At 61.3% G+C, this 25628-nt stretch carries 26 protein-coding genes; 16 read left to right on the top strand and 10 right to left on the bottom strand.

Going from position 1 to position 25628, the window contains the following annotated elements; all coding sequences use genetic code 11:
* The first annotated feature begins 41 nt into the window (after window positions 1-41).
* Window positions 42-377 (top strand): hypothetical protein, encoded by a 336-nt coding sequence (locus AC1DXM_RS17155; RefSeq protein ID WP_477234488.1) that lies wholly within the window; start codon window positions 42-44, stop codon window positions 375-377.
* 2 nt (window positions 378-379) lie between these two features.
* Here the strand turns inward: AC1DXM_RS17155 and AC1DXM_RS17150 are convergent, their stop codons facing one another.
* Window positions 380-682, bottom strand: coding sequence for a hypothetical protein (locus AC1DXM_RS17150; protein WP_477234486.1), 303 nt, complete (start codon window positions 680-682; stop codon window positions 380-382).
* 303 nt (window positions 683-985) lie between these two features.
* Between AC1DXM_RS17150 and AC1DXM_RS17145 the strand changes: the two genes are divergently transcribed.
* The 8 genes from AC1DXM_RS17145 to AC1DXM_RS17110 all read left to right on the top strand — a co-directional run bounded on the left by AC1DXM_RS17145 (window position 986) and on the right by AC1DXM_RS17110 (window position 10405).
* Entirely contained in the window at window positions 986-2128 is a 1143-nt protein-coding gene (locus AC1DXM_RS17145) for a helix-turn-helix domain-containing protein (RefSeq protein WP_477234484.1), read from the top strand.
* Between the two features lie 312 nt (window positions 2129-2440).
* Complete coding sequence (locus AC1DXM_RS17140; RefSeq protein ID WP_477234482.1) at window positions 2441-4183, top strand: putative bifunctional diguanylate cyclase/phosphodiesterase; 1743 nt, start codon at window positions 2441-2443, stop codon at window positions 4181-4183.
* A 264-nt stretch (window positions 4184-4447) separates the two neighbouring features.
* On the top strand, window positions 4448-4969 hold the full coding sequence (locus AC1DXM_RS17135) for a ubiquinone biosynthesis methyltransferase UbiE (protein ID WP_477234480.1): 522 nt from the start codon (window positions 4448-4450) through the stop codon (window positions 4967-4969).
* On the top strand, window positions 4966-6144 hold the full coding sequence (locus AC1DXM_RS17130; RefSeq protein WP_477234478.1) for a methyltransferase domain-containing protein: 1179 nt from the start codon (window positions 4966-4968) through the stop codon (window positions 6142-6144). The genes AC1DXM_RS17135 and AC1DXM_RS17130 overlap by 4 nt, the downstream gene beginning before the upstream one ends.
* The gene (locus tag AC1DXM_RS17125; RefSeq protein WP_477234476.1) at window positions 6141-8507 is read left to right on the top strand and encodes a SpoIIE family protein phosphatase; all 2367 of its coding nucleotides are present in this window, start codon (window positions 6141-6143) and stop codon (window positions 8505-8507) included. Before AC1DXM_RS17130 ends, AC1DXM_RS17125 begins: the two co-directional genes overlap by 4 nt.
* A 2-nt stretch (window positions 8508-8509) precedes the next feature.
* Window positions 8510-9070, top strand: coding sequence for a slr1658 superfamily regulator (locus AC1DXM_RS17120; RefSeq protein ID WP_477234474.1), 561 nt, complete (start codon window positions 8510-8512; stop codon window positions 9068-9070).
* 18 nt (window positions 9071-9088) lie between these two features.
* On the top strand, window positions 9089-9427 hold the full coding sequence (locus AC1DXM_RS17115) for a slr1659 superfamily regulator (protein ID WP_477234472.1): 339 nt from the start codon (window positions 9089-9091) through the stop codon (window positions 9425-9427).
* A 309-nt stretch (window positions 9428-9736) separates the two neighbouring features.
* Window positions 9737-10405 carry an ATP-dependent DNA ligase gene (locus AC1DXM_RS17110; RefSeq protein WP_477234470.1) on the top strand — a complete coding sequence of 223 codons (669 nt, stop codon included), beginning with the start codon at window positions 9737-9739 and terminating at the stop codon, window positions 10403-10405.
* A gap of 50 nt (window positions 10406-10455) precedes the next feature.
* On the opposite strand, the gene AC1DXM_RS17105 is transcribed toward AC1DXM_RS17110, so the two are convergent.
* Both AC1DXM_RS17105 and AC1DXM_RS17100 read right to left on the bottom strand, forming a co-directional pair.
* Entirely contained in the window at window positions 10456-12678 is a 2223-nt protein-coding gene (locus tag AC1DXM_RS17105) for a sensor domain-containing diguanylate cyclase (protein ID WP_477234468.1), read from the bottom strand.
* A gap of 198 nt (window positions 12679-12876) precedes the next feature.
* Entirely contained in the window at window positions 12877-13065 is a 189-nt protein-coding gene (locus tag AC1DXM_RS17100) for a hypothetical protein (protein WP_477234466.1), read from the bottom strand.
* A 241-nt stretch (window positions 13066-13306) separates the two neighbouring features.
* Between AC1DXM_RS17100 and AC1DXM_RS17095 the strand changes: the two genes are divergently transcribed.
* Window positions 13307-13873 (top strand): hypothetical protein, encoded by a 567-nt coding sequence (locus tag AC1DXM_RS17095; RefSeq protein ID WP_477234464.1) that lies wholly within the window; start codon window positions 13307-13309, stop codon window positions 13871-13873.
* A gap of 168 nt (window positions 13874-14041) precedes the next feature.
* Entirely contained in the window at window positions 14042-14344 is a 303-nt protein-coding gene (locus tag AC1DXM_RS17090) for a DUF1330 domain-containing protein (protein ID WP_454577306.1), read from the top strand.
* A gap of 49 nt (window positions 14345-14393) precedes the next feature.
* Here AC1DXM_RS17090 and AC1DXM_RS17085 read toward each other — a convergent pair whose 3' ends face one another.
* On the bottom strand, window positions 14394-15023 hold the full coding sequence (locus AC1DXM_RS17085) for an ankyrin repeat domain-containing protein (protein ID WP_477234461.1): 630 nt from the start codon (window positions 15021-15023) through the stop codon (window positions 14394-14396).
* 139 nt (window positions 15024-15162) lie between these two features.
* Window positions 15163-16326: an MFS transporter gene (locus AC1DXM_RS17080; protein WP_477234459.1), complete on the bottom strand. Its 1164-nt coding sequence runs from the start codon at window positions 16324-16326 to the stop codon at window positions 15163-15165.
* Window positions 16327-16637: 311 nt separating this feature from the next.
* Between AC1DXM_RS17080 and AC1DXM_RS17075 the strand changes: the two genes are divergently transcribed.
* Window positions 16638-17066 (top strand): VOC family protein, encoded by a 429-nt coding sequence (locus AC1DXM_RS17075; protein ID WP_477235016.1) that lies wholly within the window; start codon window positions 16638-16640, stop codon window positions 17064-17066.
* 93 nt (window positions 17067-17159) lie between these two features.
* Here the strand turns inward: AC1DXM_RS17075 and AC1DXM_RS17070 are convergent, their stop codons facing one another.
* Window positions 17160-17744 carry a dihydrofolate reductase family protein gene (locus tag AC1DXM_RS17070; RefSeq protein ID WP_477234457.1) on the bottom strand — a complete coding sequence of 195 codons (585 nt, stop codon included), beginning with the start codon at window positions 17742-17744 and terminating at the stop codon, window positions 17160-17162.
* 120 nt (window positions 17745-17864) lie between these two features.
* Between AC1DXM_RS17070 and AC1DXM_RS17065 the strand changes: the two genes are divergently transcribed.
* From AC1DXM_RS17065 to AC1DXM_RS17055, 3 genes are all read left to right on the top strand, one after another.
* Window positions 17865-18281: a winged helix-turn-helix transcriptional regulator gene (locus AC1DXM_RS17065; RefSeq protein WP_477234455.1), complete on the top strand. Its 417-nt coding sequence runs from the start codon at window positions 17865-17867 to the stop codon at window positions 18279-18281.
* Window positions 18282-18706: 425 nt separating this feature from the next.
* Window positions 18707-19369, top strand: coding sequence for a GntR family transcriptional regulator (locus AC1DXM_RS17060; protein WP_477234453.1), 663 nt, complete (start codon window positions 18707-18709; stop codon window positions 19367-19369).
* A gap of 59 nt (window positions 19370-19428) precedes the next feature.
* Window positions 19429-20532, top strand: coding sequence for a flavin-containing monooxygenase (locus AC1DXM_RS17055; protein ID WP_477234451.1), 1104 nt, complete (start codon window positions 19429-19431; stop codon window positions 20530-20532).
* Window positions 20533-20558: 26 nt separating this feature from the next.
* Here AC1DXM_RS17055 and gcvA read toward each other — a convergent pair whose 3' ends face one another.
* The gene (gcvA, locus tag AC1DXM_RS17050) at window positions 20559-21464 is read right to left on the bottom strand and encodes a transcriptional regulator GcvA (protein ID WP_477234449.1); all 906 of its coding nucleotides are present in this window, start codon (window positions 21462-21464) and stop codon (window positions 20559-20561) included.
* 131 nt (window positions 21465-21595) lie between these two features.
* Between gcvA and AC1DXM_RS17045 the strand changes: the two genes are divergently transcribed.
* Window positions 21596-22300 (top strand): SDR family oxidoreductase, encoded by a 705-nt coding sequence (locus tag AC1DXM_RS17045; RefSeq protein WP_477234447.1) that lies wholly within the window; start codon window positions 21596-21598, stop codon window positions 22298-22300.
* Between the two features lie 34 nt (window positions 22301-22334).
* Here the strand turns inward: AC1DXM_RS17045 and AC1DXM_RS17040 are convergent, their stop codons facing one another.
* The 3 genes from AC1DXM_RS17040 to AC1DXM_RS17030 all read right to left on the bottom strand — a co-directional run bounded on the left by AC1DXM_RS17040 (window position 22335) and on the right by AC1DXM_RS17030 (window position 25613).
* On the bottom strand, window positions 22335-23237 hold the full coding sequence (locus tag AC1DXM_RS17040) for a carbohydrate ABC transporter permease (protein ID WP_477234445.1): 903 nt from the start codon (window positions 23235-23237) through the stop codon (window positions 22335-22337).
* A 5-nt stretch (window positions 23238-23242) separates the two neighbouring features.
* Window positions 23243-24094, bottom strand: a complete 852-nt coding sequence (locus AC1DXM_RS17035; protein WP_477235014.1) for a carbohydrate ABC transporter permease — start codon at window positions 24092-24094, stop codon at window positions 23243-23245.
* Window positions 24095-24287: 193 nt separating this feature from the next.
* A complete protein-coding gene (locus AC1DXM_RS17030) occupies window positions 24288-25613 on the bottom strand; it encodes an ABC transporter substrate-binding protein (RefSeq protein WP_477234443.1) in 1326 nt (441 codons plus the stop codon).
* Between the last annotated feature and the right edge of the window lie 15 nt (window positions 25614-25628).

Raw genomic sequence — 25628 nt, 5'->3', positions numbered from 1 at the left:
AGCCATACCCGCTCGGCTACGCGATCGAATGTGGCGCGCTAATGCCCGCTTCCCGCGACCTTTTGTCGGCGAGACCTGACAGCTTCCCGCAGTTCGTGCTCGCCGGTGTGAGCATTTCGAAAAATGGCCACAACCATCACCGCCAGGATTTCGGCGTCCGGGTCCAAGGGGTTGAGATGTTCATCCGCGCAGACCTGATCGAACACGCGTTCGCAAATAGCCAGATCGTGAGGGCTGAGGCAGGTGCGATTGAAACGCCGACGCAGCATTTGTGCGAATCTTTCAGGGCCCGCCGCGCTGCGGCGGGCTTTTACCGACGAATCGCTGAGGCGATGGAATGCTCCAGCGATAATACCGTCGAAGGTATATTGCGGTGAGTTTACTCGTTTCCTGACGATTGAATTGTCAGCAATCCCAAAATTTCTGCGCACTCGCGAGCTTTATACTGACCGATGTTCATCAACTGGTAGTAATCCTGCCGCTTGTTTTCCGGGATATGAAAGCCGCGCCTGAAATCGGCCGCCTCCTTCGGAGTTCGAGTGCAGCCGATTTTACTGGCTGTTACTTTCAAACTTGCCAGTGAGCATCCGATCCTGGCCGCAATATCCTTCAACGGCTCGTTGTTGACGTATCCGTCAAGAATTATCTTGCGACGGGCTTCGCTGTTGAGCTTTGCGTTCATCTACAGGGTCTCCCCAACTACGCTTCCACAATGCTCAATTCTATATGCAGCGGGCTGAAGAGTGTCGTTAGCGTCGCATCCAGAAACTTATCTCGGAATGCATTTCTTGCTGTTACTCACCGCGATCGCCGGCTCTGTCGACGCGAGTTCCGCCGTAGTTGGCAGGGTTGCGGCTGTGGTCATCGACGGCTGGATCTGGCTGGTCTGTCGATATCGGCCTCAAAGTCTTGCCAGATGCCCGAGGTACACCACATGATTGAAAAGGGGCATGGGGCATACCCGAATCGGATATGGTACCACGCGATGGACGCTAAAAAGCCAGACGAGGCACCTGCGAGGCAGCCGCCGGAGCGTGATCGACGTCGTTGGCCGCGCGAAGCTCAACCTCACAACGAGTCAGCTTCGCCACTCGCGCCGGCGCTCGAGCCTTTGTCCTTTTCAACGCTCGAACTGGCGCCAGAGGATCAATTCGCCGCCTGGCAAGCGCATATGGCGCCGCTTGTCGAGGTCAAGTTGCCGGATGACAAATCGCCGGACGATGGCTTTCCCGCCGACCACACGGTCTGGAACCTCGGTGGCATGCTGATCGTTCAGCAGCGCGCAGCGGCACACAGTTACACGCGTTCTGCCGCAAAACTCCGGTCCAGTTCGATCGATCACTGGTGCATCGTCTTGCCCCATACTGGCCGGTCATGGACGGAGGTCGATCGCCGCGTTGCAGAAAGCCAGCCGGGCAAATTGGAGATCAGATCGCTCGGCTACCCGTTTCGCGGGAGGGCAACGGACTCTGAAAGTCTCCTTCTCTATATGCCGCGTGATTTGTTCGCCGATGCGGCGGCAAGCCTCGACGCGAAGAACAATTCAATTCTGTCCGGCAACTTTGCCAACCTCCTGGTCGGCTACATCAATAGCATAGAGGCAAGACTGCGCAGCCTCACGGCTGACGATCTGCCTCGCATCGTACACGCAACGCGCAGCATGATCATCGCCTGCCTCGGGCCTGCGGCGGAACATGCTGCCGCCGCCGAACAACTGGCGAATGTTGCGCTGATGGAGCGGGCGCGCAGATACGTCCACCAGAATCTGGATGCGGCTCATCTGACGCCGGATTCAATGTGCCGGGCGCTCGGCGTCTCGCGTTCCCGTCTCTATCAGTTGTTCGAACCAAGCGGTGGTGTTCTCCATTACATCCAAAGCCGCCGGCTTCTGGCAGCGCATATTGCGCTCAGCAATCCGCTGGACAGCCGGCGAATTGTTGAAATTGCCGAGGCCTTCGGGTTTAGTTCAGCGGCCAATTTCAGCCGGGCATTCAGCAAGGAATTCGGTTACAGCCCCCGCGAAGGCCGCAGCACGGTGGTGTTGCCGCGCCCGGCCCACTCTGCTTCGCATGCCGAACACCAGAAGGCCTCTTCCTTTGAAGGTTGGCTCAAAGCGCTCGGAAATTGAAACAGGATCGGCGATGTTGAGATGGGCAGGTTCAGGCAGGCTCGCCGGGGGCGGCCAGGCCACGCCGCCTCATGGACCAGAATATTCGTGTCGCGTCGACCGCGCATCATCATACAGCCAATTGCGATTTATTAACCAACTGTGACTGTTCGTCGTTATCGACAGTTTGCCGCCAATCACGGCGGAGCATACATTGCAGCTACGCAGCATGTGGAACTTGTTAAGACTTCGAGTTGAAAGTTTGCCAAGCTTGGCAGTTATGCTATTTCTGGACTGGGGGACGCGAATTTGCACCGCCTATGGAGGTGGCACTTGCACCCAGAGGCATCAGGCGTCGGGACGGATAGTGAGGGGCCTTCCTCAAGCGATGCTCCACGTGCCGGCGAAGCGCTTCTTGCTGACCTTTTGGCAAACACGACCGAACTTTTGTCGTTCTATGACCGCGACTTCTGTCTGACGCACTACGCAACCAAGCTCAAAGGCGTGTACGGAGGCGTGGTAGCGCCGGGTGCCGCCGTTTGGGAGATCTACCCGAGCTTCCTCGATGCGAGGTATCGCGACGAATTTCTTCGTGTGTTCCACGGCGGTACCCCGGCAAACATCGACTTGCCGCGATCATCGGACGAAGTGCCCCGTTCCGTTTTCGTCTTCGCCACCGCGAATGGTGTGGGAATCATCGAGACAAGGGGGCACGGGGAGCGGAGCGCGGCGGAGGAGCAGGAGCATGTAACTCTGCTCCATCACGCGACGCACGACGTGCTGACAGGACTGCAGAATCGGCGGCGATTCGGCGAGCGGCTACAGCAGGCGCTGGCGGCCATCGGCGAAGCAAAGCCGAAAGCCGCCCTGCTGCAAATCGACCTCGACGATTTCAAAGCGGTCAACGACACGCTCGGTCATGGAGCAGGCGACACGCTTCTTCAACTCGCGGCGGGTCGAATCCGCGACGCACTGCAGGACGGCGAATCCGCATACCGGTATGCCGGCGATGAGTTCGCCGTCATCCAATTGGGAAAGGATCAGCCAGCGGAAGCCGAGCGCCTAGCAGGATCGCTGGTCGACGCGTTCAAGGAGCCGTTCGTCATCAACGGCATTCCCGTCTTCGTCGGCTCGAGTATCGGAATTGCTTTCGGGCCGGAGCACGGGACCGATGGCGAGCAGTTGATGAAAGCCGCGGACATTGCTCTTTACGCGGCCAAGACGGACGGACGCGGTTGCGCTCGAACGTTCAACCGTTCGATGCTGCTCTTGCTCGAGCAACGCGAGAATCTGAGGCGCAACCTTAGAACCGCGCTGGAGCGGGGCGAGCTTTATCTGGAGTATCAGCCCCTCATTCGGTCTCCCGCGTCGGTGATCGGTTTCGAAGCGCTACTGCGGTGGCGGCACCCCGAGATCGGAATCATTCCACCCGGCGTGTTCATACCGATCGCCGAGTCGGACGGTCTGATGGACGAGATTGGACGATGGGTGCTCGAGGAAGCCTGTCGCCAGGCATTGACGTGGCCCTCCTCGCTGACGATCGCAGTGAACCTGTCGCCGGCTCAGTTCCTCAGCGGTTCGCTGACGGATACTGTCGCTCAGGTCATTGACGCAGTTGGAATCCGAGCCGACCGACTTGAACTTGAGATAACCGAGACGGTTCTTCTCGAGAAGACGATCGACAATATCGACACGTTAAACACTCTGAACGTCTTGGGAATACGAATATCGCTCGACGATTTTGGAACGTACTACTCATCGTTGAGCTACCTTAAGAACTTTCCCTTCGACACGTTGAAGATAGATCAGTACTTCATTGCGGACCTGGAGACCGATCTCAAAAGCCAGACCATCGTGCGATCGATTATAAATCTGGCACACGGCCTGGGAATAAGCGTCACCGCCGAGGGGGTCGAGACGTCGGCACAGGCGCTGTGGCTGATCAAGGAGAATTGTGATTGCCTGCAAGGCAATTTCCTGGGACGCCCGCTCGGAGCCGAGGCAACCAGAAATTTCATCAGACGGTCCCCGCTGAGGGTGGTGCGAGCGATGGAGGAATCAAATCGGGCGGTTTAGAGTGATTTGATAGAACACGGACCCTAAGTATTTGTTTTTACACAAATCTGGACGGAAAGCCGCTACGCACGTTCCTGGAATTGCTTTGCACCTTGCACCCTTTGTTAACGGTGAAGTGGAGATTTGTAGAAACGATCGAGGCAGATACCGCTCAACTCTTCGAGTCGGTGCAAGAGTGGCTCGTCACGGCGCGCGGCGAAATTTTCGTTGCGGAGGCCATCGCCCAACCAGGGCTCAATGCTGATGGAATAAGGGAGGATGCCTATGGGACCTGTTCATCATGAGCTGGCTGGCGAGCCGACTTTTGCGCCCATGATCCAGATCGACATGGAAATCAAGGCTTTCGTCTCAGCCTGGAGACACTGCGATTATGTCTCGTCATACATGGCCCGGATGATCAGTCAAAACAGATCAGACTCGGTCCGGCATTCAAATCTCTTTTCCTCTGCCCTCAATGAATTGCTGGAAGTCGCCTTTCGTACGCGCCATGCCGGTGGTGAACTGGCATGCAGGGTGTCCCGCCACGGCGCGACGGACAGGATCGAACTGACGTTCCCATGCGTGCCAGAGGAGCGCCAATTCTATGAAGAAGCCGTGTCACGCGTCGCAGGAACAGAGGCCAGGGAGCGATACCTCAATTCGGTGTCTGGGGATGTCGCGCCCAGCCGGGAGGTCGTGCTCCTGGAACTGGCTGTCGACTACATCGCGGCACTCAGGGTGGAGGAAGCCGATGGTGATGCAATCAAGCTTGTCGTGGATCTCCCGCTTGAGGGCCTGCAACATTGAGCCCTTACGACCTCCTCCCGCGCTTCAAGGCGCAATATGACGCCAACAACCAGGAGTTCTCCATATCCGGGGTGGTCCGGCCGCAGGCAATCGATGAGCTTGGGCCCAGCATAGCATTGCTCCGCGATGCGATCGGCCGTGTGCGCGGCGTTCTCTACGTCAATGTCAGACGCCTGACGCAGATGAACAACGCCGCGTTTCACGCCTTTTCGAGGATCCTCATCGACGCCTGTCGCGCTCGGCCCGATCTCAAATTCGTCGTCATCACGTCAAGCGTCGTCGGATGGACCTCGCGAAAATTCGGTCGCTTGAGCGGAATCGAGCCGAACATCACGGTCGAGGAGTATGACAGCGAATTCTATCCGGGACAGGGCTTCCTCGAGGAAGGCGGGTTCGTTCCGATCCTGCGTTCACAGACGAAGATGACCTGGCGCCACGAGCGCGCAATCTTGCCGCGACACGGCATGAGGCAGGGGATCGTCATGGCCGACATCTGTTGCGGGATCGGCGATTTCGCCGTGCTCGTGCAGAAGGAGTTCCAGCCATCGCGGATCGTCGCCCTCGACCACTCCATATCGAGCCTGAACTATGCTCGACAGGTGATGCGGGAGTTCGATATCCGGGGCATCGAATATACCTATGGCGATGCGTCGGAGATGCTGCTCGACGAGGCGCAGTTCGACCTGGTGACCTGCCGGCATTCCCTTCAGATATTCAATCGGCCTGAACTCATCCTCAAAGAACTCTACCGCATATGCAAGCCGGGCGGGCGGGTCTACATCACCAACGAGAAGAATTCGCATTGCCTCGGCGAGCCGCGCGCCGAAAGCATCCGTTGGACCTACAACGAGGTGGCGAAGCTGTTCGGGCATTTCGAGATGGACGTCGAGCTTGGGCCGAAGAGCCGGCGATACCTGATGGAAGCAGGATTCGAAGACATCCGTGTGGAGACCTTCATGGTCACTAACCTGGACGGCGATCCGCAGGATTTCGCCGATGTCATTGCGGCATGGGCGGATGTCTATGCGGGCGATATGGCGACCAGGCGCGGCGATGGACCGGAGTTCGTCGCACAGTTCCGGCAGGGTTTCGAGGACCACATTTTCGCTGCGCTCCACCCCAAAGGTTATGCGGGTTGGCCGATCTGGGTCGCATCGGGGCTACGGCCGCAATGAAAGCCGACAATGAGCCTACACCGCGCTTCGGCCTGCGCTCCTTTCGAGCGAAATTCGTGTTGGTCGTTGGCGGCGCCGTCCTGTTCGACCTCCTGCTGAGCGGTGGCCTGGCCCTTTGGAACGTTCAGAAGCTGTCGCGCGACGCAACATCGGAAGTCGGTGAGGGCCTGACGACCGCAAACCAGGAATACATTCGTTCCTATGCCGAATCGACAGCGTTGAGCGTCGATCTGCTGCTCGATCGGGTTCACGGCGACGTCAAGGCGCTGGCTGGCGTACTGCAGGCCCAGATCAACGAACCGACGAGGCAGCAAGAGGTCGGAGCGACGCTTTCGCATGAAGCGCCCGGCTCCGTGAAGGTGGTCTACGACGCGCAGGGCGATTGGGCGCAGAACCTGCCGGGCGCGCCTTCCGTGGTCAGTGTCTGGGGCTACCTGCTGGGCGCCGACCACGCTCCGCTGCCGGGCGTTCAGAAGGAAATAGATGACAGTACCGTGATCGATCTCGTCGCGCCGACTCTCATGGCCAGCGGGTCGTCCAAACTGCAAATGTACTATATTGGTCCAAAAGAACGGCCGATCTTCAGGACGGTGCCGTATACGAACCAGGCGCAGACCTTCGACAAGCTTTATCCAGGCCACAACAAGGCGGAGTTCTGGGAGTTCTTTTTTCCGGGAATCTATGGTTCATGGCAGCAATGGGCCAGGGATCCGGCCTCGCGTCCGGTCCCTGACGATATCACCCAGACAGCGCCTTACACCGATGCAATCACGGGAAAGCTGATCGTCAGCTTTTTCCACCCGCTGTGGACGCGCGATCACACCGGTATCGCCGGTACGGCCGGGGCAGACATCACTCTCGATCAGCTCGCGGAAGTCGTCGAAAGGGTGAAGATCGCTGAAACCGGGTTCGGCTTCCTCACCATGTCGACTGGCAATGTGGTGGCGATCAATCCGTCGGGCCAGGCGATCATCGGCCTGACTTCATCAAGCGACGCGGGCACGCAGGGCGTCACCGGCCTGGAGCGGTCCCTGCGGGGAAGTACGCAGCCGGCGATCGCGTCGCTGCCTCTTGGCCAGAACAATGACGGTGTCATTCAGCATATCATGCTCGACAACAAGGGCGAACGCGTACCCTACATTGTTGTCCTCAAGCGACTGAAGCCGACCAATCTGTGGAGTTCGGGACCGATCAAGTCCGAAACGATGTCGGTCGGGATCGTCGTTCCCGAACGGGAGATCTACGCGTCCCTGTTTGCCGCGCAGAAGAGCATTTCGCGCGCAACCAATCGTATCCTGCTCTTTCAGATCGGTGCGATCATCGTTTCGCTTCTGATTGTTTTCGCGGCCGTGCTCGGAATTTCGAAGCGGATCACCGCGGGCCTCAGGGCGCTTGCCAGTGCCGCCCAGCGGCTCCAGACCAAGGACTATTCAGTCCGCGTCAGCATTCCGACGCGCGACGAGGTTGGAGCCGCTGGCATCGCTTTCAACCGCATGGCCGAGCAGATCAGCTTCCACACGGAAAACCTCGAGCAACTCGTCGACGAACGAACCAGAGAGCTCGGCGACGCCAATCAGGAGATCTCCGCTCTCAACGAAAAGCTGCAGGACGAGAACGTCCGCCTCGGCGCCGAGCTCGCGGTTGCCAAGCAGATCCAGTTGATGGTCCTGCCGAAACCATTCGAACTCGAAGCGATTCCGGGGCTGGAGATCGCAGCCTACATGCGGCCGGCCGACGAGGTCGGCGGTGACTATTACGACGTCCTGCAGAACGGATCACGGATCAAGATTGGCATCGGCGACGTGACCGGTCATGGTCTCGAGAGCGGCGTGCTGATGCTGATGGTCCAATCCGTTGCACGCGCGCTGCAGGAGACCGACGAAGCGGATCCGCACCAGTTTCTGGACCGGCTGAACAGAGCGATCTACAAGAACATCGAGCGGACGGACACCGGCAAGCATCTCTCGCTGGCCTTTCTTGACTTCGAGGACGAGCGGGTAACGCTATCCGGCCAGCATGAGGACGTTCTCGTCGTGCGTGCGCACGGGGAGGTCGAACGCATCGATACGCTTGATCTGGGTATGCCGGTTGGTCTGGAGAATGACATCTCGAAGTTCATCGACACGCGTGACATCCAGTTCGAGAGTGGCGACGTGATCGTGCTGCACACCGACGGCGTGACCGAGGCGGAGGATCAGGACAAAAGGCTATTCGGGTTCGAGCGCCTCTGCCAGAGCGCAAAAAAACGTTACGGCGGGAGCGCCGAGGACATCAAGACCGGGATCATCGAGGATCTGATGGCCCATATCGGAGTCCAGAAGATCCATGACGACATCACCCTCGTGATCATAAGGCACACATAGCAATGACAACGCTGTTCGGGACCCCTGACATTGCAATCGGGATGAAGGAGAGCGTCAGTCGCGTTCGGCTGTTCGACGGACCTCTCGACTTGAGTTGGCGTCATTGTGCCACCACCTCGGACTTCATCGCCGATCTTTTCGCGTTGCGCTTCCGGTCGTCCCGCAATGACTACATCGAAGTGCGGCACAGCATCGGATATCTGGTCAACGAGTTAATCGAGAACGCCGTCAAGTTTCGCGCACCGGGCGAGATCGTGATCGAGGCGTCGATGGACTCGGAGTGCTTCAGGCTCAAGGTGTCGAATGACGTCGATGGTAAAAACGCCTCGGAGTTCAGAAACCTCCTGGCGGACATCACGGTTGGCGACCCCAGAGACCTGCTGATACAGCGAATTGAAGCGAATGCCGCGAGCCCCGACGTGTCACGCTCCGGACTCGGATTGCTGACGTTGATGAGCGACTATGGCGCACGCCTGGCCTGGATATTCAGCTCCGCCGACGAAAGCGATCGGATTTGCCTGGAAACCTATGCTTCCATCCCGATCTCGCAAACGCACAACTAGAAGAAACGAAGCCAGGTCATGGAAATCAAGACAGACGACTACCGCGTGTGGAACGAAGGAAGCGATATCTTCTTCGACGGCGCAATGCGGCTTGCCAGTGCCGAGGCCGGTGCGCCCATCACGGCTTTGGCGACCAGTGTTCTTGCCTCAAACCCCGCTTCCATTACACTCAATCTGAAGGACCTTCACTTTCTCAACTCTTCCGGCATCAACCTGCTGGCGAAATTTACCATCGAGGTACGCAAGCATCCCGATGTTCGACTCGTCGTGCGTGGAACGCCCGACATACCCTGGCAATCGAAATCACTGCCGAACCTGAAGAAGCTGCATCCCGCCCTGGTGCTGTTGATGGACTAAGGTCTGTTGGTCTTCAGGCCTGAAGACCAACAGACCTTAACTGGGTCGCCCGAATTTGGCCAAGCGACCGCATGAGCCAGCGGCAATCCTGGGCAGCATCGGCCAGTCGGTGCGAGAGCGCCGCACGGAGGGCGAGATATGTACGCCAGGACAAGTATCTGGATGCGAAGCTAACGACATTCCGGCCTCGTCCGTAGATGTTCGCGATCGTCCGGCGGGGGCTCGGCACAGGCGGCAGACGTCCAGATAGCTGGGGTGTCGCTGCCTGTGCCGACAACGCCCCCCGCTACGCGGTCAAAGGTGTCCGTCTTGAGTAAGCGTAGCAAGGTCAGCGGCCGCCGGCTGGAGTTCATTCCGCCGCAGATCCCGACTCTGGTCAAGCAACCGCCCGAAGATGAGGGATGGGTTCACGAGGTCAAGTTCGACGGCTACAGGACGCAGCTCATCATCGATCAAGGCGGCGTGCGTCTTTTCAGTAAGAACGGCCATGACTGGACGGCAAAATACTGGCCCATCGCGTTGGCAGTCGAGCTGCCATGCAGGGCTGCCATTCTCGACGGCGAGGTCATTGTAGCCGGTGGGCAGGGCGCTCCCGATTACCCTGCGCTGGAAGCCGCGATCTGGAATGAGCCGAGCCGGCTGGTGTTCGTGGCGTTCGACATCCTCCATCTCGATGGTCGCAATCTTGCCCCCTTGCCCCTGCTGCAGCGCAAGCACGCGCTGTGGCAACTGGTTGAGCCTGGCGCCGGCAAGATCCGGTACAGCGAGCATTTCGACGGCGATGCGCTGGCGATCCTTCGCGCCATCGACAAGATGGGGCTTGAGGGCATCATCTCGAAGCGCGCCGACAGCCGCTACCGGAGCGGACCGTCGACCACATGGCTGAAGGCCAGATATTTCGAGGAAGGCGATTTCCGAATTGCCGAGCGTCATTCGCCAGCCTGGCACGGCTCCAATGGCCCTGATGGCCACGCTTGACGGCGAGAGACGGTAAATCGGCAGCGCTGATCGCAGCTCGGGACCGCCAGTTAGCTCTTGTTGTCCACACCCGCTTTCGCGGCGGCCGATACCAGCTGGATCGCGGGCCGCTCGCTGGGAGCTCCGCTCTTGGCGACGACGACGCGGTCGCGTCCTTCGCCTTTGGCAGCGTAGAGCGCGTGGTCGGCGGCATTGGTGATTTCTGCCCAACCCGACCCATGCTCGGGGTAGGCGGCGACACCGAACGAGACCGTCACGGTGCCCAGCGTGCGGCCGCGATGCGTCAGGTGAAGCTGCCTGATTGCCTGGCGCAGTGCTTCCGCTCGCTCGGCGCCTTCCTCGAGCGAGCATCCCGGCATGACGATGGCGAATTCCTCCCCGCCGTAGCGCGACACCACGTCGCTTTCGCGCGCGTGCTCGATCAATGTGGCGGCGACTTGTTTCAGCACGAGGTCGCCGGCTTCGTGACCGAACGTGTCGTTGAACTGTTTGAAATGATCGACGTCCAGCATGAGGATCGTCAGCGGCTGGGCCGAGCGCTCCATCCGGCGCAGTTCGCGGCTGCTCGTTTCCTCGAGATAGCGCCGGTTGAACAGGCCGGTGTTCGGATCGCGGATCGATTGCTGCCGCAACGTCTCACGCAGGCGCAGATTGGCCAGCGCCAATGCCAGCGTGTCGACGACGCCGCGCAGGATCTGCTGCCTTTCAGCCAGCCACTGCGGCTTCTCGGCTGCGTTCGGTTCGCACAGATGCAGGATGCCGAGCGTCTCGCCTTGCGCCGCCAGCGGCATGCAGACGTAGCCCTTCTTGCCATTCTCGGTGATATGGGCGCAGCGCGGCGTCAGCATGCCCGGGCCGGCGACATGCTCCTGGCCGCGCCGCAGCGCCCAGCAGTCTTCCGGCGCAAATTGCGTGGCGCTCGACCGGACGTCGCCCCAATGCGCCATCTCCTCGACCAGATTGCGCGAGGCGCTGGTCAAATGCACGGTTCCGCTCAAGCCGCCGAGGAACTCGGTCATGGCCGTCCCGACCACTGAAAAAGCCTCGGGGAAGGTCACGCAGGCCTGCAGCAGCTCGCCAAGTTTGACCAGGCGGGTGGTGGTTTCCGACTTCTCGTGCAGTTCGCGGTTAAGCACCGCCAGCTGATCGGCACGCTCGTTGACGACCCCTTCGGCGCGGCGCAACTCGCTGATGTCGTTGAGGGTGAGGACCAGACCGCCGTCGGATCGGCTGAGTGGGCTGCAGCTGGCGATAACCGGCAGATCAGATCCATCGGATTTGGTCAAGCGCACCTCGCGCTGGTGCTGGCGGCCGGTGGCCAAGGCCTGCTCGACAGGCGACGCGCCGCCGGCGAACTCACCACCTCTCGAATCACGCATTGTCATCACCGAGGCCCAATCCTGCCCGACGATCTTGTCGGCGCGCCGTCCGATCATCGTCGCCGCCGCCGGATTGACGCTGGCGACGCGGCCATCGGCGTCCAGCACGGCAATGCCTTCGGCCGCCGTCTCGACGATATCCTCGATGTGAGCCTTTGCGGAGGCAAGCTGGTCGGCCATCGTGTTGAAGCCAAGCGCCAACTGCCCGAACTCATCCTTGCGGGTGTGATCTATGCGCGTCATGGCATCGCCTTTTGCCAGCGATTGCATGCCTCGCATCATGTCGGAAAGGCCGGCGCCGAAACGGCTGAGCAGCATCCATGCAAATCCGGCCGCGATCAGCATGGCGGCCGCCGCGCTGAGCCCGACCAGCCAGAGCATGGCGTTGGTGCGCTGTTCGGCGGCATGCAGGACGGGATCATATTCCAGCAGCACGGCGCCGATGATCGTATCCTCGGGATATTCGATCGGCACCGCGAGTATGGCGTTGACTTCCTCCGGGTCGACGAATTTGCGCGGGACGCCGTCTTCCAGCGTCTGGCCAATTTCATTACCGGGATCGTGTTCGAACTTTTCGCCGATCTTGTGCTCTTCGTCGGCGGCATGGGCGACGACAATCTTGTTGCGATCGAGGATCAGGAAGTCCCGACGCATGCGGCGATGCTGGTGCTCCATGAATTGCTTGAGTGCGTCAGGCCGCTCGAACAGCGAAGGCGTCCCGTCGGACGGCTTGAAGACAATGGTATCGGCCAGTTCACGCGCGACATTTGTCGCTTCGGTCAGTCCCAGATATTTGGCCGCCGCGATCTGCGTGAAGATGGCGACGCCGCCGACCAGCCCGATCAAGGCCGCGGCGCTCACCATGCTGAGGATGATCTGGCTTCTAATGCGCATGACACGAATCCGCCGCGGATACCGGCGTCCTATGCGCGGGATCGAGCCTGTATTTCATTGTCTGTGTTTATTACCAAATGCTTATCAACGTGCTAACGGCGAGCCCCCCGTCGAACGCGATCAAAGACGGGCGATTGCCGGCTTGTCAGCCGATGGCATGCCGAGGCCGCTCCTACCCGAAGCGGCCTCTTCGTGGGACTACCGCAGCCTTGCCGACCGTGGAAAATCCACCACCTCCGCCACCGGCCGTGTGTACTGGGCCGCAACGATCGCCTCGATCAACAGGTCGAGCGCCGCAAGGACCTCGCTGCTCGTTTCATCGTCGCCGCGCAGATAGTGGCCGGCCCGCTCCAGATGCAGCCGGGCGGCGGCAAAGTCGCTTTTCATTAGCTTCTCCTTATTGCCCGCCGTGCGCCGACCATGTGCGACTCGCTTTACCCGAAAGCAAACATCCACAGCCCCATTTGAATCGAATTGTCGTGACCTCGCCGGATGTGCTGGATGGGGAGAAACCTGTACGACTTATGTCGGTTGCTGCCGTTGTTCCGACAGGAAGAGATCGCAGCCTCCGCCGCCTTGCTTCAAAGTTTTTCCAGATCGGTTATTCTTCGTCGCTCACGAGGTCACGATGAGCTTCAGCGCAAAACCCCTCGACGAAAGCACCTGGCCGCATTTCGCCGCCCTGGTCGAACGGCACAATGGCGTCTGGGGCGGCTGCTGGTGCATGGCCTTCCACGCCAAAGGCGTCGGCGCTGCCGGGAACCGCGCTGAGAAGGAGGCCCGGGTCCGCGAGGGCCATGCACATGCGGCGCTCGTTTTCGACGGCGCGGCGTGTGTGGGCTGGTGCCAGTTCGGCCCGACGCAGGAGCTGCCGCGCATAAAGCACCGGCGCGCCTATGAGGAAGGGCTGACGAGCCTACCGGACTGGCGCATCACCTGCTTCTTCTCCGACAAGGCCTATCGCGGCAAGGGGGTGGCTGCGGCAGCACTTGCCGGCGCGCTCGCCGAGATCGCCCGCCTCGGCGGCGGCACTGTGGAAAGCTATCCCGAAGACGCGGAGGGGCGCTCGGTCGCTGGCGCCTTCCTGCACAATGGCACGCTGGCGATGTTTGAACGCCAAGGTTTTCAGCGCGCCCGCAAGATCGGCAAGCATCGTTGGGTGGTCGCACGGACGGTGGAGGCCGGCGGCGCCTGATAGCTTGATTCACCAAGCCGTCTCCTCGGATGCGCTTAATATGATTTGATACTAATATGATTGCCGCATCAGCAGATTTCGACGACTTCGGCGGGCGCCGATGCCATTGCTGATGATGTGCAAGGCAATTTGAGAAGGGACGATTGGCAAACAGGGAGGACACATGGGATGGCGGCCTATCTTATTGCCGATGTCGATGTCACCGACGCGGCCGTATTCGATCAATACAGGCGTGAGGTTCCGGCCACCGAGGAGCGCTACGGCGGCCGCTATCTCGCGCGCGGCGGCGCGACCAAGGTGTTCGAGGGCGACTGGCACCCGCACCGCCTCGTCATCATCGAATTTCCCGACATGGCATCGCTTTCGGCCTGGTATGACTCGCCGGAATACGAGCGTTTGAAGGAGATCCGCTTTCGCAGCGCCAGGACACGCATCCTGGCAGTCGAAGGGATCGCGTTGTCGCCGACCTAGGCCGTGATCTGTCGCGCTGGGAGGAATGTGGCGGAGCGATCTGCCGCGCTTACTTGCCGTCGAAGAACGCGTGGATTGCTGCTTCCAGCGTCTCGATGAGGTCGGCATTGCGGGTGCTGCCGGCCCAGATCAAGGCATTGAGCCGCATGTCCTTGTTGAGGAAGTTCACCTTCCTCGTTTCCAGCAGATATTGCACCACATCATAGTGCCGCCCCTTGATCGCCTCGATGAGCGCGCTATTGCGGCCGGTCTTGTCGGCCGCATTGACATCGGCGCCGTGTTCGACGAGCAGCTTTACGATCTCCAGATGCCCGGTCCTTGCCGCCTCGATCAGCGCCGTCCGGCCATAGTAGTCGGCGCGCGCGTCGATATCGATGTCGGGGTGCTTGATCAGCGCCGTTACGGCGGCGTGGTGTCCCTTGGCCGCGGCGAGGCTGAGCGGCGTGCTCTTCCATTTGTTCCTGGAATTCACGTCGATCTGCGGATGCGAAATCAGCGCTTCGAGCACCGGGCCGCGGGCGTTGTGGGCCGCCAGATGCAACGCCGACCAGCCGCCTTCATCCGTCTGGTTGATGTCAGCTCCCGCCGCCAGCTCGGCGCGGAGGGTCTCGATGTCGCCTTTCTCCGCGGCCCCCAACAGGGTCGACCAGCCTCTCGCGTCCTCGGCTTCCAGGCCCACTGCAACTGCCTCCGTGAACAGACTTGGCAAGGAAGCACGCCGGCCTGGCCGGCGTGCGGTATCTTCGGCCAGAAGCCTTTCATAATCGCATGCATGGGGCAAACAGATTCCCGCGCTGCCAGGGCAGAAACCGGGGACTTCAAGCCGGCTGCAGCCGCTCCCGGCCGGGCTGCGGCGGGAAGGCGATGGCGATGCCAGCGGCACCCAGGCCAACTAGCGCCGAGCCGATGAACAGCCAGGAATAGCTGGCATAGGCGTCGAAGATCATGCCGCCGGCGAGCGGCCCGAACGACATGCCGAGGCTGGACAGCAGGGTGGCGGCGCCAAGCACCGTACCGATGATGCGCGGCCCGAAATAGTCGCGCGCCAGCACGGCATAGAGCGGCATGACGCCGCCATAGGTGGCGCCGAAGATGGTGGCCAGGAGATAGAACTGTTCGAGATTGCCGACGGCGAGGTAGGCGGCGATCACCACCGCCTGGATGGCGAGGCCCACGATCAGCACCGGCTTGGCGCCCAGCCTGTCGCCGAGCACGCCGTAGAGCACGCGCCCGCCAAGGCCGGCAAGGCCCTCGACGCTGTAGATCGACACGGCGGCCATGGGCGCTACGCCGCACGACATGGCATAGCTCACCATGTGGAAGATCGGCCCGGAATGCGCCGCGCAGCAGGCGAAGAAGGTCATGCCCAGCACCAGGAATTGCGGCGAACGCAACGCTTGGCCGACGCTCATTCCGGGATCGGCGGCAGGTGCCGGCGCACTGCCATCCGCTGCCGCGACCGCCACCGACGGCTGTCGCACCAGGAAAACGGCCGGCAGCAAAAGCACCCAGGCCATGATGCCGATGTCGAACATCGCGGTGCGCCAGTCATAGGCCGTGATCAGCCAGCGCGCGAAGGGCGAGATGGTCATCGGCGCCACGCCCATGCCGGCGGAGACCAGCGACACGGCAAGGCTGCGGTGGGTGTCGAACCAGGCGGTGGTCAACGCGATCATCGGCGCGAAGAAGGCGCTGGCCGCCAGCCCGACGATGACGCCGTAGCTCAGCTGGAAGACCAGCAGTGACGTCGCCCGGCTCGCCACCACCAGCGAAAGGCCAAGCAGCATCGCGCCGGCAAAGACGACGGGGCGGGCGCCGACGCGATCATAGATGGCGCCCCAGGCAAAGCCGCCGGCGCCCATCACCAGAAAGTTCAGCGTCATGGCGCTCGAAATACCGGTGCGCGACCAGTTGGTGTCGAGCGCCATCGGCTCGAGAAAGATCGCCAGCGAAAACATCGCGCCGAGCGCAACACAGGTCATCAACGCGCCCGCCGCGACGATGACCCAACGATAGGAATTTGTTCATGGTCTTCTCCCGAAATCGGTTCGATGCGGCACGACTTTTTCCAGCTCCGTTGCGCCGCTTGCGTCCGAAGGACGTTGGTGGGATTTCGAATCCGACAATCCGGTTGCATTTTTTATCCGGTTTGCGCGGAAGTCCATCCGGATGTCGTGAAAGCAGGCGGCGCGGGGCAAAGCCGTCTGACAGGATCAGGTCGCGATGCAACAAAAATGCCATGCCGAATTGACGAGGCGCTTCTCGACTATAGTTTGCGATCTTCAAACAGGAGATATCGCTCATGGAGTTGCATCGCGGCCGCCTCATCGACCATATCCAGCTGGTGGTCAGGGACCTCAAGGCGAGCCGGCGCTTCTACGAAGCGGTGTTCAAGGTGCTCGGTGTTCCGATCGGCGGCGAGGCCGAGGACTATTTCTGGGCCGACGAATTGTTTATCTCCAGCCTCGACAGCCGGGCGGCGAGGGGGCAACTGACCGGGCGCCATCATTTGGCGTTCCAGGCCAGGGACAACGCCATGGTCGATGCTTTCTACAAGGCGGGCTTGGCTGTCGGCGGCACCGACAATGGCGCGCCGGGCGAGCGGCCCTACCATCCCGGCTACTACGCCGCCTTCTTGCTCGACCCCGACGGCAACAACATCGAGGCGGTGTTCCACGGCCCCGCGAAGCGCAGCGCTGCTTCGGTCGAGATCAATTTCTAGAGCAGTTCCAGGAAAGCTCCCAGCGGGTCTCGCCCGGAATTCTCTTGAAAACAAGGAGTTGCAGCGGTTCACCGATTCAATCGTTGAATCAGATCAAGCCGGGGCGTAACGGTTCACCACCATGCCACAGGCATAGGCTTTCGAGCCGACGAGGCGCAGTTTTCTGAAGCCGCCCTGATCAAATATCCGCTCGCCGTCGCCGAGCGCCGCCGGATTGATGAACAGCTGGAACTCATCGACCAGCCCCGCCGCAATCAGCGCCGAGGCAAAGCCGGCACCGCCGAACACCGCCATGTCGCCGCCGCCCTCGGCTTTCAGCGCCTTGACTTCACGCGGCAGGTCGCCGCTGGCAAGCGTCGTGCGCTCCCACCGGGATGCCGCGAGCTTGTCGCTCAGCACCACCTTGCGTGCCTCGACGATGCGTTGCGCAAAGGCGTAGAAGGGATCGCGCGGATAGTTTTTCGCCGCATTGCCCCAATGGGTGAGGTAACCCTCTTCGGCCATCTTGCGGCTGAGCAGGATGGTGTCGATGCCGGCGAACGCGGCGTTGAAATCGTGCTTCAATTCGTCGTCCCACGGTGAATTGCCGCCCCATTCCCAGAGCTGCCAGTGCTCGTCGCCGGCCGCACCGACAAAACCGTCGACCGACATCTGCATTTGCAGGATCAGCTTTCTCATCGTCGTTCTCCTCATTCGACCTAAGTGGCGTCCAGGTGGAAAGTGGTTTACTTTTGAAATCATTGACGCAAGAGGAAAATGGTGTCAATAGTAAAGTGATTTAAAAATGGAACCATAGAAATGTCGACCAGAGAAAGATCCGGTTGCCCCATCAGCCTCTCGCTCGAACTGCTTGGCGACCGCTGGACGCTGCTGATCGTCCGCGACATGGTTTTCGCCGGGAAGACGCACTTCCGGGAGTTCCTGCTATCCGACGAGGGTATCTCGTCGCGCACGCTGGCCGAGAGGCTGCAGACCTTGCAGGATGAGGGCATTGTCACCAAAAGCGACGACCCCACCCACAAGCTCAAGGCGATCTACCGGCTGACCGAGGCCGGCATCGACCTGCTGCCCGTGCTGGCGACGCTCGGCGCCTGGGGCAGCAAATACCGCAACGCCGATAACGAGCTGGCCAGGATCGCCGACGAACTGGCCGCAGGCGGGGAGGTTGCCCTTGAGCAGATGAAGAAGAAGCTGCGCGCCGAGCATCTCGGCTAGGGCGCAACGCTAGCGTCCTCTTCGCAATGCCCCGGCTACATCGATTGACGTCCCCGGGTGACGCTATCATCATGCGTCACCAGCTTATCCTTCCATCCCGCAAATCGCTGTGGCCTCAGCCCTGCCTGCCAGTGGCGGAAGCGGTTTGCGGCACGATCTCCTCCCCATATATTCGCGCAAGCTGATGTTTGTTGTGTAAGGTGGTCGTTGTGGTCGGCGTTGCCGTTTACCTCCCACGAAGAACCGGGGAGGAGCGCCGGGACAGGAGCTTTGGCCTTCTCTCCGTCACAATCTGGGAGTGTGCGCGTACGGGTGAAATGCCAATGGCCTGGCGCTCGGACGTCTAGCGCCGGCAGGCGGATGAAGGGCAGCGCCCAGGACGTTGGCGGCAGGAGCCGCTGAAGCAGTTAGCAGGAGGGGATCGTATGGGTGGATTTGCCCAAGTGCAGCGGCCGCAGACGGTGGCCGAACAGGTCGCCAATGTGCTGCGCGAGGCGATCGCCGACGGCAGCTTGGCGGACGGCACGGCGCTGCGCCAGGACGATCTTGCGCTGCGCTTCGGCTTCAGCCGCATGCCGATCCGCGACGCGTTGCGCCAGCTCGAGGCCGAAGGAATCGTCCAGATACACCCGACCAAGGGCGCGCATGTCGCCCGTATGGACGCCACCGAGATCAGGGAGATTTTTGCGTTGCGCGACCTGCTTGAAAGCGAGGCGCTCAACCTGTCTGTCCCAAAGCTTGGCAGTGAAAAGCTCGACGAAGCCGCGCAGGTGCTCGCCCGCATCGACGCCGAGCCCGATGTCGCCCGTTGGGGTGTGCTGAACCGGACCTTCCATCTGGCGCTCTACAGCGCCTGCGGCAACGCCCGGCTGCTCGGCCTGATCGAGGCGCACCACAATGCCGCCGACCGTTATGTCCGCATGCTCCTGTCCAGCCTCGACTATCGCGGCGTCTCGCAGGCCGAACACCGCGAACTGCTCGCCGCCTGCCGCAAGCGCGATGCGGCGGAAGCCGTGCGCGTGCTGAAGAAACATCTCTGCGATGGCATGGAGACGCTGGCCAAGGCCGGGATGCTGCGCAAAGGGTGACTTGTCCCGCCTGCGCCTCTGCGCATAACCTCAGCCAGCCCCGGCGGGAGGAGAATCGCTTGGACACGACTGTCGTGATTGTCGGTGCCGGCCCCGCCGGTCTAGCGGTCGGCGCCTGCCTGAAGCGGGCAGGGGTGGATTTCGTTATCCTCGAAAAGGCCGCGGAGGTGGCACCCGCCTGGCGGCGTCACTATCGGCGGCTGCATCTGCATACGGTCAAGTCGTTCTCCTCGCTGCCGTTCCTGCCATTTCCCAGGGACTATCCGCGCTACGTGCCACGCGAACTGGTGGTCCGTTACCTCGACGACTACACCGATAAATTCGACCTCCGCCCGCGCTTCGGCGTGACGGTGAAAGCCATTCGTCGCGGCGACAGTGGTTTTCTGGTCGAGACGGGATCGAAAACCCTGATGGCGCGTCATGTCGTCGTCGCCAGCGGCAACAATGCCGAGCCGATCATCCCTCGGCTCCCCGCCATCGAGGCCTTCAAGGGCAACGTTCTGCACAGCGCCGACTATACCGAGGCCGCGCCCTTTGCCGGCCGCTCGGTGCTGATCGTCGGCATGGGCAACACCGGCGCCGAGATCGCACTGGACCTTGCCGAAGGTGGCGCCAAGCCCACCATTTCGGTGCGCAAGGGCGTCCATATCGTGCCGCGCCAGCTGTTCGGCGTGCCGATTCAGATGGTCGGCATCGCCAGTCGGCCAATGCCGCAGGCGCTGAACGACTGGATGTTCCCGATCATTCTCGATTTCGCCCTGGGCAAGCTCGGAAAGTACGGCATCGTTCGGCCCAAGCAAGGCATCTTGCAGCAGATCGACGAGGTTGGCCGCATCCCGGTGATCGATGTCGGCACGGTGGACGCGATTACCAAAGGCGCGATCAAGATCGCGCCCGACATAGCGCGCTTCACCGAACACGGCGCTGTGTTCACCGACGGCAGGCAGCAAGCGTTCGACGCCGTCATCCTCGCCACCGGCTACCGCCCGGGCTACGAGAAATTCATTCCGGCGGAGCTGCAACCGGAGCGCAGCGGCGTCAACGCCCGCTCCTCGCAACTCGGCCTCTATCTCGTTGGCTTCTATAATCCGGTCACCGGCCTGCTCCGGGAAATTGGACGCGAGGCTAAGGCGGTGGCGACTGACATTGCGCGCAGAGGCTGAACGCTGGGGCGCTCGGTGTGCGGCGCTCACAGCGGAGGCGGCAAAACATCTCCCTCATCCAGCAGCCATTGCCGCACGGCTTGAGTCGGTTCGGGGTGGCGCTGCTTGCGCGGCATCACGACATAGAAATCCTGCGTGCCGCGCATCTCCGCGTGGATCGGCTGCACCAGCCGGCCGGCGGCGATGTCGGCGGCGACGAGAAACCGGCTGGCCAGCGCGATGCCCTGGCCGGCGATGGCGGCGTCGATCGCCAGGCCGGTCTGGTTGAAGCGCATGCGCTTAGCCTCAGTGGCCATCTTCAGGCCGAGCGCATTCTCCATGAACTCCGGCCACAGATTGTGCGCGTCGTGCAGCAGCACGTGATGCTGAATATCGGTCCGCGCGATCTCATTCGCGCCGGTCGGCAGCAGGGAAGGGCTGCAGATGGCGACGATCTGCTGTGGGAACAACAGGTCCACAATCAGTCCGGCGCCGAAGGGCGGGCGGCCTTGCCTGACCGCAATGTCGACGCCGTCGGCCTGGAAACTCGACAGGCTTTCGCTGGCCAGAATCCTGAGGTCGACCAGCGGATTGTGCGCCACGAACTCCGGCAGTTTCGGGATCAGCCATTTGGTGGCAAAGCTCGGCGTCACGCTGATCGTCAGCCGCGCGGGTTCGGGCCGCAACAGCAAGGTGGCCTCCGAGATCAGGTCGAAGGCGCGGCGGATGTTGGGCACATAGGCGCGGCCTTCGTCGGTCAGCGCCAGGCCGCGCGGCAGCCGCTCGAACAGTTTTGCGCCGAGATCGGCTTCCAGCCCGCGTATATGCTGCGCCACCGCCCCTTGCGTCACGTTCAGTTCCTCCGCGGCGATGCGGAAGTTGAGGTGGCGCGCGGCGGCCTCGAAGGCGCGCAGCGCATTCAACGGCGGCAGGCTCAGAAAGGCTTCGGGCATACAGTAGTTTTTCTACAGCTTGATTTCAGGCTTTCTGGTTCGAACCAGAGGGGAAAACCGGTTATAGCATTGCTCGAACGTCGGAAACATGGGCTTTCCGAGTCCCGCCAACCCACGCAAGGGAAATCAACATGAGTGTAGAAAAAGTGGCAGTTGTCGTTGCCGGTGGCAGCGGCATGGGCGCGGCAGCGGCCAAGCGCCTGGCGGCGGACGGTTTCAAGGTTGCGATCATGTCGTCCTCAGGCAAGGGCGAGGCGCTGGCTAAGGAACTTGGCGGCCTCGGCGTGACCGGCTCCAACCAGTCGAATGACGATCTGCAGCGGCTCGCCGACCTGACGCTCGAGCGCTACGGCCGCATCGACGTGCTGGTCAACAGCGGCGGCCACGGGCCGCGCGCGCCGATCCTCGAAATATCAGACGAGCAGTGGCACACCGGTATGGACGTCTATTTGCTCAACGTCATCCGGCCGGTGCGCATCGTGGCGCCGCAGATGGTCAAGCAGAAGGCCGGCGCCATCATCAACATCTCGACAGCCTGGGTGGTTGAGCCGAGTCCGATGTTCCCGACGTCCGCCGTGTTCCGCGCCGGCCTTGCCGCCTACACCAAGATCTTCGCCAACACCTACGCCGCCGACAATGTGCGCATGAACAACGTGCTGCCCGGCTGGATCGACAGCCTGCCGGCCACCGAGGAGCGCCGCGACAGCGTACCGATGCAGCGCTACGGCACCTCGGAGGAAATTGCCGCCACCATCGCCTTCCTTGCTTCGGAAGGCGCCGGCTACATCACCGGCCAGAACATCCGCGTCGACGGCGGCATCATCCGTGCCATCTAACGCATCGGCTTACCTGCCAATGGACCCCGGCGCGTTATTCCTTCACCGCGCCGGTCATCGAGGAAACATAGTGCTCGACGAAGAATGAATAGAGCACGACGACCGGCAGCGAGCCGATCAGCGCGCCCGCCATCAGCGCCCCCCATTCGTAGACGTCGGAGCGCACAAGCTCCGTCAGCACGCCCACCGGTACCGTCTTGTTTTCGGACGACTGGATGAACGTCAAGGCATAGATGAATTCGTTCCATGACAGGGTGAACGCGAATATGCCGGCTGAGATCAGGCCGGGCACCGACAGCGGCAGCACGATCTTGGTGAGAATCTGCCACCGGCTCGCCCCGTCTATCAGCGCGCATTCTTCCAGCTCGAACGGGATGGAGCGGAAGTAGCCCATCAAAAGCCATGTGCAGAAGGGGACCAGGAAGGTCGGGTAGGTAAGGATGAGTGCGAAGGGCGTGTCGTAAAGTCCAAGGTTGAACACCATCACCGACAGCGGAATGAACAGGATCGAGGGCGGTACGAGATAGGCGAGGAAGATGGCGAGGCCGACCTGCCGCGCCCCGGAAAATCGCAGCCGCTCGATCGCATAGGCAGCGAAGATCGACGCCAGCAGCGACAGGAACGTAGCGGCGGTCGAGATGATGATCGTGTTGAGCAGCCAGCCCGGATAGGATGTCTCGAACAAGAGATAGCGGATGTGCTCGAGTGTCGGATGGACCACCCAGAACGGATTGAACTGGGCATAGTCGGTCATTTCGAGATTGGGCTTAACCGCCGTGATCGTCATCCAGTAAAACGGAAACAGCAGCACGATCATGAACACCAGCAACGGCAGATAGACCGTCACCACGCGCCGCGGCACGCTTTGCAGGTAGCCCATGCCGCCTTCGTCGATGTTCGAACGTTGCGTCGTCTTGGTCGTGGCTGTCTTGGTCATGACCATCAGTCTCTTCCTCCCTGCTGCCATTTGCGGCGTTGCAGGCCGAAATAGCTGAACAGGATCGCCGCCAGCAGGAACGGGATCATGGCAACCGCGATTGCCGCGCCCTCGCCAAGCTGGCCGCCGGAAATGCCGCGCTGGAAGGACAATGTCGCCATCAGATGCGTGGCATTCACTGGCCCACCACGGGTCAGCACATAGATCAGCTGGAAATCGGTGAAGGTGAACAGCACCGAGAACGTCATGGTGATGGCGATGATCGGCGTCAGCAGCGGCAAAGTCACATAGCGAAACAATTGCCAGCGCGTGGCGCCGTCGAGCGTGGCGGCCTCGTAAAGCGACTGCGGGATCGTCTGCAGGCCGGCAAGCAGTGTGATGGCGACGAAAGGAATACCGCGCCAGACATTGGCAGCGATGACCGAGGCTCGCGCGTTTGTCGGATCGCCGAGGAAATTGATGCGATGGTCGATCAGCCCCATCTGCTGCAGCGCCCAGGACAGGATGGAGAACTGCGAATCGTAGATCCACCAGAAGGCGATGGCCGACAGGACGGTCGGCACCACCCATGGCAGCAGGACTATCGCGCGGAAGAACGATTTGAATGGCAGGTTTTCGTTGAGGATAAGAGCCAGCCAGAGGCCGAGCACGAACTTCAGGATCGAGGCGCTGATCGTGTAGAGCAAGGTGTTGAAGACGGAGAGCCAGAAGACGTTGTCATTCCACAGATATTGGTAGTTCTCGGTGCCGATGAAGATGCCAGGGCGGCCGATGCGGGCGTCGGTGAAGCCGAGCCAGACGCCGAGCCCGAGCGGATAGGTCAAGAAAACCAGGAGCAGCGCCGCGGCCGGCAGCATGAAGCCGAAGCCAAGGGCATTGCGGCTTTCGGACAGGCGCGAAAAGATCGACGGACGCGGCTGGGCGGCAACAGACGGCACTGCCATGGACGGCTTCCTCAGGAGGTCTCCTTGGTCGGTCCGGGCGGCCGCCAAGCGATTTCAGGAACCGGGCCGGGCAGGCCGATGGCGGCTGCCCGGCTCGGTTGTGCTCTCAGACGCGGTAGTAGCGGTTGGCGCGCTTCTCCGCCTCTTCCATCGCCTCCTGCGGCGTCGCCTGGCCGGTTACGGCCTTGGCAAACATGTCAACCAGGACATAGTCGGCCATGGTCGCCGCCGAGGCGTAGCCGAGCGGCCCGGCAAAGCCGTTGGGACGCAGCGTCGCCGAGGCTTTCGCGTAAGCGGCATTGTTCGGGTCGGCGGTCCACACAGGGTTGCTGTCGAAGGCCTTGAGCGTCTGGCAGCAATAGCCGGCCGAGGAGGTGATCCAGTCCGTCATTTGCGGATCCTCGAACATGAACTGCAGGTAGGCCTTGGCCGCATTGGGGTAGGGCGTGTAGTTGAAGATGACGGCCGTTGTCACCTGGAACAGTTCGACGGATTTTCCCACAGGACCGATAGGCAGGTTGGTCGTGCGGATGTCCTTGGCGATTTCTGCCAGTTTCGGATCGTTGTCCTTGTTGGTCTTGGCCGTGTAGTAGGCCGAAATGCCGTTGGCGATGACACCCAGTTCGCCGGCCAGGAAGGCACGGTTGTTGTTCACGTCGAGCCAGCTCTCAGTCCCGGGAATGAAGGTCTTGTAGAGCGCTTGCGCGTACTCGATCGCCTTTAGCGTCTCGGGGCTGTTGATGACCACCTTGCCGCTCTCGTCGACCATCTGGCCGCCATGACTCCACAACAGCCAGTGAGCGTAGTTGTTGCCGTCGCCGACGCCGTGACCGTGTGTGAAGCCGGCCGGATGTCCCTTTGCCTGCAACGCCTTGCAAAGCTCGAGGAAGCCTGCCGTGTCCTTCGGAAACTCCGAGAAGCCAGCCTCCTTCACCCAGCTTTCGCGATAGACGATGGCATTGCCGATCGTGGCCAGAGGCAGGCCGATAAATTTGCCGTCCCGTGTCGCATATTGCTTGGGCCCGTCGTGCCAGCCGCCGTATTTCGAACCCAGATACTCACCCAATTCCGTCACGTCGTGCAGCTTGTCGGGATACTGGTGCGGGTCGTCGAACCAGACGAGCATGAGGTCCGGGCCGGAGCCGACATTGGCGGCAACCGCCGCCTTGGGGCGAATGTCCTCCCAGCTTTCCTTGTCGACGCGAACCTCGACACCTGTCGCCTCGGTGAACCGCTTGGTGTTGGCCAGCCATTGAGTCTCATCGCCCGAGACGAAAGGCGACCAGCGAAGCAGCCGCAGCTTCGCGCCGTCCTCAGGCTTGTATTTCAGCCCCTCCTGGGCAAAAGCGGGCGAGCCGACGAAGCGGCTTCCCAAGGCTCCCGCCGCAACACCTGCGGTCGTACGGATTACATCGCGTCTCGTGAATTTCATGGTCGTCTCCTCCGG

The organism is Mesorhizobium sp. P3_A2 (genome assembly GCF_056403115.1).
This window is presented reverse-complemented; position numbering and strand designations above follow the sequence as displayed.